At 70.8% G+C, this 12,011-nt stretch carries 10 protein-coding genes; 8 read left to right on the top strand and 2 right to left on the bottom strand.

Annotated elements, in window-relative coordinates:
- The first annotated feature begins 12 nt into the window (after nt 1-12).
- The 4 genes from ACFVXC_RS05150 to ACFVXC_RS05135 all read left to right on the top strand — a co-directional run bounded on the left by ACFVXC_RS05150 (nt 13) and on the right by ACFVXC_RS05135 (nt 4,042).
- Complete coding sequence (locus ACFVXC_RS05150; protein WP_389901605.1) at nt 13-837, top strand: sugar phosphate isomerase/epimerase family protein; 825 nt, start codon at nt 13-15, stop codon at nt 835-837.
- Nucleotides 834-1,496: a TetR family transcriptional regulator gene (locus ACFVXC_RS05145; protein WP_389901604.1), complete on the top strand. Its 663-nt coding sequence runs from the start codon at nt 834-836 to the stop codon at nt 1,494-1,496. The genes ACFVXC_RS05150 and ACFVXC_RS05145 overlap by 4 nt, the downstream gene beginning before the upstream one ends.
- A gap of 145 nt (nt 1,497-1,641) precedes the next feature.
- A complete protein-coding gene (ilvD, locus tag ACFVXC_RS05140) occupies nt 1,642-3,495 on the top strand; it encodes a dihydroxy-acid dehydratase (protein WP_389901602.1) in 1,854 nt (617 codons plus the stop codon).
- Between the two features lie 253 nt (nt 3,496-3,748).
- A complete protein-coding gene (locus tag ACFVXC_RS05135) occupies nt 3,749-4,042 on the top strand; it encodes an SH3 domain-containing protein (protein ID WP_389901600.1) in 294 nt (97 codons plus the stop codon).
- A 70-nt stretch (nt 4,043-4,112) separates the two neighbouring features.
- Here the strand turns inward: ACFVXC_RS05135 and ACFVXC_RS05130 are convergent, their stop codons facing one another.
- On the bottom strand, nt 4,113-6,467 hold the full coding sequence (locus tag ACFVXC_RS05130) for a PQQ-binding-like beta-propeller repeat protein (RefSeq protein WP_389901598.1): 2,355 nt from the start codon (nt 6,465-6,467) through the stop codon (nt 4,113-4,115).
- Nucleotides 6,468-6,711: 244 nt separating this feature from the next.
- On the opposite strand from ACFVXC_RS05130, the gene ACFVXC_RS05125 reads away from it, so the two are divergent.
- The 4 genes from ACFVXC_RS05125 to proC all read left to right on the top strand — a co-directional run bounded on the left by ACFVXC_RS05125 (nt 6,712) and on the right by proC (nt 10,419).
- A complete protein-coding gene (locus tag ACFVXC_RS05125) occupies nt 6,712-7,221 on the top strand; it encodes an EamA/RhaT family transporter (RefSeq protein ID WP_389901597.1) in 510 nt (169 codons plus the stop codon).
- A 724-nt stretch (nt 7,222-7,945) separates the two neighbouring features.
- Nucleotides 7,946-8,797, top strand: a complete 852-nt coding sequence (locus ACFVXC_RS05120; protein ID WP_389901596.1) for an ABC transporter ATP-binding protein — start codon at nt 7,946-7,948, stop codon at nt 8,795-8,797.
- Complete coding sequence (locus ACFVXC_RS05115; protein WP_389901595.1) at nt 8,794-9,531, top strand: ABC transporter permease; 738 nt, start codon at nt 8,794-8,796, stop codon at nt 9,529-9,531. Before ACFVXC_RS05120 ends, ACFVXC_RS05115 begins: the two co-directional genes overlap by 4 nt.
- Nucleotides 9,532-9,606: 75 nt before the next feature.
- On the top strand, nt 9,607-10,419 hold the full coding sequence (gene proC, locus ACFVXC_RS05110; protein ID WP_389901594.1) for a pyrroline-5-carboxylate reductase: 813 nt from the start codon (nt 9,607-9,609) through the stop codon (nt 10,417-10,419).
- Nucleotides 10,420-10,465: 46 nt separating this feature from the next.
- On the opposite strand, the gene trpS is transcribed toward proC, so the two are convergent.
- Nucleotides 10,466-11,476, bottom strand: coding sequence for a tryptophan--tRNA ligase (trpS, locus tag ACFVXC_RS05105; protein WP_389901593.1), 1,011 nt, complete (start codon nt 11,474-11,476; stop codon nt 10,466-10,468).
- Nucleotides 11,477-12,011 lie beyond the last annotated feature (535 nt).

Below are 12,011 nucleotides of genomic sequence, written 5' to 3'. Positions count from 1 at the left end.
ACGCTGTCCCTCGTGGCAGAACCAGTGGTGCGCATCCCGGATGCGAAGGTCGCCCTGTCGACGGCCTCGGTCTATCCGGAGTCGACGGCGACGGCCTTCGAGATCGCCGCGCGCCTTGGCTACGACGGTGTCGAGGTCATGGTGTGGACCGACCCCGTCAGCCAGGACATCGAGGCCCTGCGCAGACTCAGCGACTACCACCAGATCCCGATCCTCGCCGTCCACGCGCCGTGTCTCCTGATCACGCAGCGCGTGTGGTCCACGGACCCCTGGGTCAAACTCCAGCGCGCGCAGACCGCCGCCGAGAAGCTGGGCGCGTCGACCGTCGTCGTGCATCCGCCCTTCCGCTGGCAGCGCGGGTACGCGAACGCCTTCGTCGACGGTGTCTGGCGCATGGCGAACGAGACGGACGTCCGCTTCGCTGTCGAGAACATGTACCCGTGGCGCTACCGCGACCGCGAGATGCTCGCGTACGCCCCCGACTGGGACGTCACCAAGGACGACTACCGCCACTTCACGGTCGACCTCAGCCACACCGCGACCGCCCGCACGGACGCGATGCGGATGATCGACCGCATGGGCGACCGCCTCGGGCACGTCCACCTCGCCGACGGCAAGGGCTCGGCCAAGGACGAGCACCTGGTGCCCGGCCGCGGCACGCAGCCGTGCGCCGAGCTCCTGGAGCGCCTGGCGACGAACGGCTTCGACGGACACGTCGTCATCGAGGTCAATACGCGGCGCGCGATGTCCAGTGCCGAACGCGAGGCGGACCTCGCCGAGGCTCTCGCCTATACGCGGCTGCATCTGGCGTCCGCGGTGAAGGTGCCCCGGTCGTGACGAAGACGGCACGGGGCGATGCCTCCCAGGGTGGTGGTGCGGCACAGGGTGGTGCGGCTCCGCGCCGCCGAGGACGTCCTTCCCGTACGCAGTCCGCCGAGGGCCCCGCGACGCGCGACCGCATCCTGGAGGCGGCCCGCACCGAGTTCTCCGCCCATGGGTACGAGAAGACGTCCGTGCGCCGGATCGCCAAGGCGGCCGGGGTGGACTCGGCGCTCGTGCACCACTACTTCGGCACGAAGGAGCAGGTCTTCGAGTCGGCGATCGAAGTGGCCTTCGCGCCCGCGCTCGACGCGCCGACGGCGATCGACGAGGGCCCGCTCGAAGGTGTCGGCGAGCGCCTGACCCGTTTCATCTTCGGCGTCTGGGAGAACCCCGCGACCCGTGTACCGCTGCTCGCGATCGTGCGCTCGGCGGTGAACAACGAGACGGCGGCGGCCGTCTTCCGCCGCCTCATCGCGGCGCAACTGCTCAGCAGGGTGGCGCGCAGGATCGATCAGCCGGACGCCGAGCTGCGGGCGGAACTGGCGGCCGCGCAGCTGGTGGGCACGGCGATGCTGCGGTACGTGATCCAGGTGGAGCCGCTGGCTTCAGCGGACCCGGAGGCGATCATCGCGCGGATCGCGCCGGTGGTGCAGGGGCATCTGACCGGGCCCTGACCTCGCCGCCCACCTCTTCTCGCCGGCCGCTCACCGAGACGGATATCCCGCTATTCGGACAGGCTGTCCAGATCGTGGAGCGTCGGCGTACCCTCGAAAACAGTCGATTCCTATGTCTCTGAGATCTCAGAAGGAGCGAGCGACGATGCCCGAGCTCAGGTCCCGCACAGTCACCCACGGCCGCAACATGGCGGGCGCACGCGCCCTTATGCGTGCTTCCGGTGTACCCGGCGCGGACATCGGGCGGAAGCCGATCATCGCCGTCGCCAACTCCTTCACCGAGTTCGTCCCGGGCCACACCCACCTGCAGCCGGTCGGCCGGATCGTCTCCGAGGCGATCGTCGCGGCGGGCGCCATCCCGCGCGAGTTCAACACGATCGCCGTGGACGACGGCATCGCGATGGGCCACGGCGGCATGCTGTACTCGCTGCCCTCGCGCGATCTGATCGCGGACTCCGTGGAGTACATGGTGGAGGCGCACTGCGCCGACGCCCTGATCTGCATCTCCAACTGCGACAAGATCACCCCCGGCATGCTGAACGCGGCCCTGCGCCTCAACATCCCGACGGTCTTCGTCTCCGGCGGCCCGATGGAGGCCGGCAAGGCCACGCTGGTGGACGGCACGGTCCGAAAACTCGACCTGGTCAACGCGATCAGCGACGCGGTCGACGAGAACGTCTCGGACGAGGACATCCTCCGCATCGAGGAGAACGCCTGTCCGACCTGCGGCAGCTGCTCCGGCATGTTCACGGCCAACTCCATGAACTGCCTGACCGAGGCCATCGGCCTCTCCCTGCCCGGCAACGGCTCGGTGCTCGCCACGCACACCGCCCGCAAGGCGCTGTACGAGAAGGCGGGCGAAACGGTCGTCGAGATCGCCAAGCGTTACTACGACGGCGACGACGAGTCGGTCCTGCCGCGCAACATCGCCACCCGTGCCGCCTTCGACAACGCCATGGCGCTCGACATCTCCATGGGCGGCTCCACGAACACGATCCTGCACCTGCTCGCGGCGGCGCAGGAGGCCGAACTGGACTACAGCCTCGCCGACATGGACGAGGTCTCGCGCCGCGTCCCCTGCCTGGCCAAGGTCGCCCCGAACGTCGCGCCCGGCGGCACGTACTACATGGAGGACGTGCACCGCGCCGGCGGCATCCCCGCGATCCTGGGCGAGCTGTACCGCGGCGGCCTCCTCAACGAGGACGTGCACACGGTCCACTCCGCGTCCATCAAGGACTGGCTGGAGACCTGGGACGTGCGCGGCGGTTCTCCGTCCGCCGAGGCGGTCGAGCTGTGGCACGCGGCCCCGGGCTGCGAGCGCTCGGCGACGGCCTTCTCCCAGTCGAAGCGCTGGGCGACCCTGGACACGGACGCCGCGGGCGGCTGCATCAGGGACGCGGCCCACGCGTACTCGAAGGACGGCGGCCTCGCGGTCCTCAAGGGCAACCTCGCCGAGGACGGCTGCGTCGTGAAGACGGCGGGCGTCGACGAGTCGATCTGGACGTTCGAGGGACCGGCCGTGGTCTGCGAGTCGCAGGAGGAAGCGGTCGACAAGATCCTCAAGAAGGAGATCAAGGAAGGCGACGTGGTCGTCATCCGCTACGAGGGCCCCAAGGGCGGCCCCGGCATGCAGGAAATGCTCTACCCCACCTCCTTCCTGAAGGGCCGCGGCCTCGGCAAGGCCTGCGCCCTGGTCACGGACGGCCGCTTCTCCGGCGGCACGTCGGGCCTGTCGATCGGCCACGCGTCGCCCGAGGCGGCGTCCGGCGGCGCGATCGCCCTGGTCGAGGATGGCGACCGCATCCGCATCGACATCCCCAACCGCGGCATCGAACTCCTCGTCGACGACGCCGAACTGACCCGCCGCCGCGAGGCCCTGGGCGGCGTCTACGCCCCCAAGTCCCGCGAGCGCAAGGTCTCGGCGGCCCTGCGGGCCTACGCGGCCATGGCCACGAGCGCGGACCGCGGCGCGGTGCGGGACGTGTCGAAGCTGGGCTAGCGCCTGCCTTTTTACGGTGAGCCCGGCCCGGGCTCCGCCCGGAGTGCGGTGCCGGAGTGCGGTGCCGGAGTGCGGTGCTGGATCCCCGGGCCGGTGGGGGCTGGTCGCGCAGTTCCCCGCGCCCCTTACGGGGCGCGGCTCACTGTTCTTCAGCCCCGGCCCCCCGCAACCGCCCCGGCACACCCACGCGTCCACCCCTGTGAGCGAACGCGCCAGGGCGGCCCCGAGCCGCCGCTTCACGGGGGAGAGAAGCATGAGCGAGAACGTCATAGCACCGGAGTCCGCGGAGGAGATCGAAGCCGCGGCGGCGAAGACGTACGCGATCGTCGCGGACGTCAACGTCCGCTCGGGCCCGGGCACGTCGTACGGCAAGGTCGGCCACGTCTCGGCAGGAACCCGAGTGACGATCCTCTGCCAGAAGCCGGGCGAGAAGGTCACGGGCCCGACCGGCACGTCGAAGCTCTGGGACCGCATCGGCAGCGGCCGCTACGTCTCCGACACGTACATCCGTACGGGCAGCAGCGGCTACGTCGCACCCCGCTGCTGAGCCACAGCCACAGCCACAGCCATAGTCACGGCCACGGCCAGAGCCACAGCCGCGCGCGGGCCGCCGAAGTTCACTCGGACTTCGGCGGCTTCGTCGCGTCGAAGGTGAAGACCGTGTTCTCGGCCGCGGTCACCACCACCACACGCCCCGACACCGCGACCCGCGGACTCGCGTTCGTGCCACCGGTGAGCCCGTCCGCCCGCGGCCCCGTGCTCCAGAGCGGTTTGCCGCTGCGCGTGGAGAGGGCGACGACCCGCCCGCTGGCGGAGCTGAAATAGAGGGAGCCGCTCCCGGATCCGGCATCCGCGGCGGGCACCGGCCCCGAGGCTCCCTCCACACTCGTCTGCCGGGTCCACTTCTGGCGTCCGGTCGCGGGATCCACCGCGCTGATCCGCCCCGTCTGCTCGGCGAAGTAGACGGTGCCGTCCGCGATGCCGGGCGTCGCGTCGTACGTCTTCTTCAGCGGCCGGGACTCGACGCGACCGCTGCCCGGGTCGACCCGCAGCACCTTGTCGTACCCGAGGAACTCGGGCCCGTTCCGCCGCTGGTGAAGGAGCACGAGCTCGCCCTCGCTCACCCCGGCCGGGTGTACGGGACCCTGGACCGGGATGCCCTTGCCGAACGTCCCCGACTTGAGGTCGAGGGTGTGGAGGACGGGGTGGCGCACGTCGACGTTCGCGACTTCGGCGGCCGGCGCGCACATCGCGTACATCCGCTGACCGGCCGCGACCGGCGTGCACTGTGAGCCCGCGGGGAACGGCGTCGACCAGAGCGTGCGCCCGGTGCGCGCGTCCCTGGCCTCGACCCGTGTACGGCCCGTGTCGACGGACAGGACGGTCGAGCCGGACAGGACCGCGTCGTCCGTCCGCCCGGCGACGGCCGTCGACTGGCCGCTGATCGGCCGGGACCACAGTTCCTTGCTGGTGTCGGCGTCCAGGGCCACCAGCTTCTGCGGCTGCCCCGATCCCTCCGGCGGGAGGCGGTAGCCGAGGACGGTGTCGTTCGTGGCGCCCACGATGTGCATGCCCTGCGTGGGCACGCCGGGGCTCTTCACCTTCCAGACCTCCTTGCCGTCGGAGATCCGGAGCCGGGTCGCGACGACCCCGCCGCCCCCGCAGAACAACGCGTCCTTGCGCGGTACGCAGCGCACCTCGTCCGGGATGTCGAGGTCGTTGGGGACGGTGGCGCGCCACGGCCGGAAGCCGTCGGGCAGGGGCGCTTCGGCCGCGGCGACCGTGCGTTCCTTGTCGTTGCCGTCCCCGTCACCGGACGGGGCGCCGGACGAGCCGAGCTGGAGCGCGGCGATCCCGCCCCCGAGCGCGGTCACGGCTACGGCCGCGGCGAGCACGGGGCGCCAACGGCGGCGCGATCCACGGACGACGAGGGTGCCTTCGCTCGCACCCGAACCGCCCTCCGTGCTGATCCCGGTGCTGGTCCCGACCCCGACCTCGACCCCGACTCCGGCCCCGACCTCGACCCCGACTCCGGCCCCGGCCCCGGTCCCGACTCCGGCCCCGACCCCGGTCCCGGCCCCGGTCCCGACCCCCGATGACCGGTGATGCTGCGTGTTCGTGTCCCGCGTGAGGCTGCCCCGCGCCCCCTGCGGCGCGTCCCCCAGCTCGGCAGGCAGATCCCGCAGCCGCTCGAGCAGCTGGTCCGCCGACGGACGCGCGTCCGGGTCCTTGTCGAGGCACGGCTCGACCACCGCGCGCAGAGCGGCCGGAACAGCAGCCAACTCCGGCGGCTCGTGCACCACTTGATACGCCGTCATATACGGGCTGTCCGCGTCGAACGGCCCCTGCCCCGTCGCCGCGTACACCAGCAACGTACCCAGCGAGAAGACGTCGGACCGCGGTCCGACCCCACGCGGCGCCTGCAACTGCTCCGGCGACATGAACGGCGGCGTACCTATGACCCGGCCCGTCATCGTCAGCGTCTGCTGGTCCGCGGCGCGCGAGATGCCGAAGTCGATGACGCGCGGTCCCTCGGGCGAGAGCACGACGTTCGAGGGCTTCAGGTCACGGTGCACGACGCCCGCGCGATGGATGTCACGCAGCGCCTCCGTCAGACCGATGGCCAGCATGCGCAGGTCCGGGCCGGTCAGCGGGCCCGTCTCCGTGATGCGCTGGGCGAGAGTGCGCCCCTCGATGTAAGAGGTCGCCATCCACGGATACTCGGCCTCCGGGTCGGCGTCGACCACGGCCGCGGTGAACGCGCCGCTCACCCGCCGAGCCGCCGCCACCTCCTGCCGGAAACGGATGCGGAACTCTTCGTCCCCGGCGAACTGCTGGTGGATCAGCTTGATCGCGACCGGCCGCCCCGATGCCGTACGTGCCAGAAAGACCGTGCCCATGCCGCCCGAGCCGAGCCGTGCCTCAAGCGGGTAGCCGCCGATCTCAGCTGGGTCACCTCCGCGGAGCGACACTCTTCCCGACCTCCCCGTCCTCCCGTGCACCAGTTCCCGCATGGGTCCGTGTATTTGTCCTGCCTCACAAACTAGCCGCCGAGTGGTAGTGCGGGGCAAGGCGGGGGACGAATAGGGAGAGCCTGCCCACAGACCGCCACGCGCCCACTCCGCCGCGTACGCACGCCGCCCCGCACACCGCGTCGAGGCCGCCCCGCACCCGCCCCGCACCCGCATCGAGGCCGCCCCGGGCGATACTCGACGGGTGAGCGCAGATTCCAGCACCCCCGACCGCACGGCGACGGCGGCGACGGCCCCAGGCCCGCAGCCCGAGCCCATCCGCTTCTTCGGCACGACCTGGGTCGGCCACGACAACGGCTACGGCGCACGTCGCGCGGGTGTCGCGGCAGGATCACTGCTCGCCGCCGCGGCGGGCTGCTTCGTGCTGCGTTTCGCGTACGAGGGCATGGCGATCGCGGACGTAGGGACGTTCGTGAACTTCCTGGTCCTCATCATGTTCTCGATCTGCAGCGCGATCGCCTTCCGCCGCACCTGGGAGGGCTTCACCCGCCGCCACGACCCCGCGTCCCAGTCGTCGATGCGCGGCCTCATGACGATCGGCTTCGTCGGCGTCCTCCTCGCCTACTTCTTCCGCTCGCTCACCGAGGCCCCCGGCGAACAGTTGCACCGCGAGGAGTACGAGACGGCCCGCGAGCAGTACGCCAAGCGCACGTCACGCCGCACGGGCAACCCGTCCCGAAAGAAGAAGGCCTGAAACAGCACCTTGAACGGCATGGAGTGAGGAGAGGGACGGAGTAAAGGAGTGACGCGGCCCGGGGCCACGGGTCGAGACTGACCCGCATGACCGCAGCCCCTTCGCGCCGCGCACACTCCTTCAACGCGGCAGCCGCCCAGTACGCGGCCCACCGCCCCTCTTGGCGCTGCGCATCGGCCGCGGAGGCCGCCCGATAGCCGGGGCTGCCCATCGTCCGGTGCGGGGCCCGAAAGCCGGGGGCTACTCATCGGCCCGTGCGGGGCACCCGTTGGCGGGCGCTGCTTGTCGGCTCGTGAAGGCCGCCGTCGGTCGGGCGCTGCTCGCCAGCCCGCGGAGGCCGCCCGAAAGCCGGGGCTACGCATCGGCCCGGCCCACCCCCACCTGATGGCCGCGCGCCGCCCAGTGCACCCGATGGCCCCGCGCCGCCCGTCGCACCCGATGGCCCCGCCCGCCGCCCATCGCACCCGACAACTGTGCGCCGCCCATCGTCCGGGCGCACGGCGCCCAACGGGCCGGGTGCTCGTGCTGCCCGTCACCCGTCGCCCAACGGGCCGGGTGCTCGCGCTGCCCGTCACCCGCTCGCCCACCAGCCGTCGGTCACCCGCTCGCCCACCAGCCGTCGGTCACCAGCCGCCCACCAGCCGCCGCCCATCAGCCGTCGCGCCCCCCGAAAACGCCCGCCCGCCCTTGACGTCCCCGCAGCCCGGCGCGCAATAATCATCACATGATGAATATCGGCGAACCTCCTGCCATCGAGGCGAAGGGCCTGACCGTCGTCCGAGGCCCCCGCACAGTCCTGCGCGCCCTGGACTTCACCGTCCCGAAGGGCCAGATCACCGGCCTCCTGGGACCTTCAGGCTGCGGCAAATCCACGCTCATGCGCGCGACGGTCGGCACCCAGGCCAAGGTCACCGGCACCCTGAACGTCCTCGGCCACGCGGCAGGCGCCCCCGGCCTCCGCTCCCGCATCGGCTACGTCACCCAGCACCCCTCCGTCTACGACGACCTCACCGTCCGCCAGAACCTCGACTACTTCGCCGCCGTCCTGGACCCCGGCCGCGGCCCCGCCGCCCGCCGCCGCCACGAGCACGTCACCCGAGTCATCGACGACGTCGACCTGACCACCCACGCCGACGCACTCGCGGGCAACCTCTCCGGAGGCCAGCGCAGCCGCGTCTCCCTGGCGGTGGCCCTCCTCGGCGCCCCGGAACTCCTCGTGCTCGACGAACCCACCGTCGGCCTCGACCCCGTACTCCGCCGCGACCTGTGGAACCTCTTCCACTCCATCGCCGCCGACCGGGGCACCACGATCCTCGTCTCCTCGCACGTCATGGACGAGGCCGAGCGCTGCCACCGCCTCCTCCTCATGCGCGAAGGCGAGCTCCTCGCCGACGACACCCCGGAGGCTCTGCGCACCCGTACCGCCTCCGAAACCGTCGAAGCGGCCTTCCTCCACCTGGTGGACGAGGCCACCGCCGCAGCCAAGAGCGCCGACACCACCCCCACCACAGGCGCCACCCCCACCCCAGGCACGACCCCCACCCCAGGCGCGCCCCCCACCAGGAGCTCCCGATGAACACCCACCGCACCCTCGCCACCGCGGCCCGTGTCCTGCGGCAGCTCCGCCACGACCCCCGCTCCATCGCGCTGATGCTGCTCGTCCCCTGCGTGATGCTGCTGCTCCTGCGCTACGTGTTCGACGGCAGCCCGGCGACCTTCGACTCCATCGGTGCCTCGCTCCTCGGCATCTTCCCCCTCATCACGATGTTCCTGGTGACCTCCATCGCCACCCTCCGCGAACGCACATCCGGCACCCTCGAACGCCTCCTCGCGATGCCCCTGGGCAAGGGCGACCTCATCGCTGGCTACGCCCTCGCCTTCGGATTCCTCGCCGTCATCCAGTCGGTCCTCGCCACCGGCCTCGCCCTGTGGGCCCTGGGCCTCGACGTCACAGGATCCGCCTGGCTGCTGCTCCTGGTCGCGCTCCTCGACGCCCTGCTCGGCACGGCCCTCGGCCTCTTCGTGTCCGCCTTCGCGGCGTCCGAGTTCCAGGCCGTCCAGTTCATGCCGGCCGTGATCTTCCCCCAGCTGCTCCTCTGCGGCCTGTTCACCCCGCGCGACAAGATGGCGCCCGCCCTCGAAGCGATCTCGAACGTCCTCCCCATGTCGTATGCCGTGGACGGCATGAACGAAGTCCTGCGCCACCCCTCCGTCACCGGCGCCTTCGTACGCGACGCCGTCATCGTCGCGGGCTGCGCGGTACTCGTACTCGCGCTCGGCGCCGCCACCCTCCGCCGCCGCACGGCCTGACCCACCAATGCGAGGATGACCCCACCCAGCTGAAGCGCTGACTCGCTAGCCCCGCACCTGGAGGGTGACCCACACATGCCCCAGCCCGTCGCAGTCCTCGGCACCGGCAAGATCGGCGAAGCCCTCCTCAGCGGAATGATCCGGGCCGGCTGGGCCCCCGCCGACCTCGTGGTCACCACCCGCCGCTCCGAGCGCGCGGCGGAGCTGCGCACCCGCTACGGAGTCGACCCCGTCAGCAACGCCGATGCCGCCAAGAAGGCCGGCACCCTCATCCTCGCCGTCAAGCCGCAGGACATGGGCCGCCTCCTCGACGAACTCGCCCCGCACATCACCGCCGACCGCCTGGTCATCAGCGCCGCCGCCGGTATCACCACCTCCTTCATCGAAGAGCGCCTCGCCGACGGCACCCCCGTCGTCCGCGTCATGCCCAACACCCCGGTCCTCGTGGACGAGGGCATGTCCGTGATCTCCGCCGGCGGCCACGCCACCGCGGCCCACCTCGCCCACGCCGAGGAGATCTTCGGCGCCGTCGGCAAGACCCTGCGCGTCCCCGAGACCCAGCAGGACGCCTGCACGGCCCTCTCCGGCTCGGGACCGGCGTACTTCTACTACCTGGTCGAGGCCATGACCGACGCGGGCATCCTCCTCGGCCTGCCCCGCGACAAGGCCCACGACCTCATCGTCCAGGCCGCGATCGGCGCCGCCGTGATGCTCCGCGACAGCGGCGAACACCCGGTCAAGCTCCGCGAGAACGTCACGTCCCCGGCCGGGACCACCATCAACGCCATCCGCGAACTCGAGAACCACGGCGTACGGGCAGCCCTCATCGCCGCCCTCGAAGCAGCCCGCGACCGCAGCCGCGAACTGGCCTCCGGCAGCAACAGCTGACGTCCGGCCTCGGGGCGCGCGACAGCGCGCGCCCCTCGACCAGCACCTACCGCGGCTCGCTCACCGGCGGCAGCAGGCCGATCGCGCGGTAGGCGGTGTCCACGGTCGGCCTGGCCATCCCTCTGGCCCGCTCGGCTCCCCGCCGCAGCACCTCGTCCAGATACGCGGGATCGGCGACCAGCTCCTTGTGCTTCTCCTGCAAGGGCCTCAGCATCTCCACCACGGCGTCGGCGGTGTCCTTCTTCAAGGCCCCGTACGTCTCGTACACACCGCTCAAGCCCTCGGGACTCCCGCCCTCGCAGGACGCCAGGATCTCCAGGAGATTCGAGACGCCCGGCTTGGCCTCCCGGTCGTACTCGACCTCGCTCCCGCTGTCCGTGACGGCGCGCAGGATCTTCTTCCGTACGACGTCGGGCTCATCGAGCAGATAGACGATCCCGGCCCCCGCATCGCCGGACTTCCCCATTTTCGACGTCGGGTCCTGAAGATCCATGACCCTGGCCGCGACCTTGGGATACGTGGCCTTCGGTACGACGAACGTATGGCCGTACCGCTGGTTGAACCGCACGGCCAGATCCCGGGTGAGCTCCACGTGCTGCACCTGGTCGTCCCCGACCGGCACCTGATCCGCCCCGTACGCCAGGATGTCCGCCGCCATCAGCACGGGATAGGTGAGCAGCGACAGCCGCACACTCCCGCCGCGGGCTCGCTCAAGCGCGGACTTCTCCTTGTACTGGATCATCCGCCGCATCTCGCCGTCCGTCGCGACACACTCGAGCAGATACGAGAGCCGGGCGTGCTCGTCCACATGACTCTGTACGAACACGGTGGCCCGCTCGGGATCGATCCCCGCCGCGAGCAACAGCGTCGCCGCCTGCCTACTGAGCCTGCGCACCCGACCGGGGTCGTGGTCCACGGTCAGGGCGTGCAGATCGACGATGCTGAACAGCGACTCTGCGCGGTGCTGATCGACCTCTGCCCACTGGCGCACGGCGCCCAGGTAGTTCCCCAGGGTCAGATGCCCCGTCGGCTTGATCCCGCTGAAGATCCTCGTCATCTCTCCGCCTCCTGGTCAGGACCGCCGGCCCGACGACCGGGCTCCGGGTCCTCCAGGGGGAGAAACAAGAACGGCCGCCGAGTCGGCAGCCGTTGAGTACATGCGTGTGTACGGCCGCCGTCAGGCGGCCCACCACAGCTGGGTGTGCGCATGCGTTGTCACGGCTCCTACAGTAGCGAGCGAGGGGTGGCACGGACCAGGGTTGACACGCCAAGACCGCGTACGTAGTGTTCTCCGAGTTGCCCGACGTGAGCGTCGACCCTTGGTCGGTCCCCGGGCAGCCATTCCGCAAGAACAGAACCATTCAAGCGATCGATGCCGTGTCATCTTCGATGCCTCGTCGTCTGCTCGTTTTCATGCGCTTTTGCGAAATGAGGAATCCGCGTTCGAAAGGACGCCCCGATTTGGATCGGGAGCCAGGATTCCGCTAAAGTCTCACTCGTCGGAACGGCCCAACAGCCGGGAAGACAAGCCCCGCTGACTGGGAATCAGGCCCGAAAGGATCTGGTAGAGTCGGACTCGCCGGAAAGGGAAA

It is taken from the genome of Streptomyces sp. NPDC058257, from assembly GCF_042881845.1.
Taxonomy (GTDB): domain Bacteria; phylum Actinomycetota; class Actinomycetes; order Streptomycetales; family Streptomycetaceae; genus Streptomyces.
The sequence above is the reverse complement of the archived record's forward strand: the minus strand, read 5'-3'. Positions and strand labels throughout refer to the sequence as shown.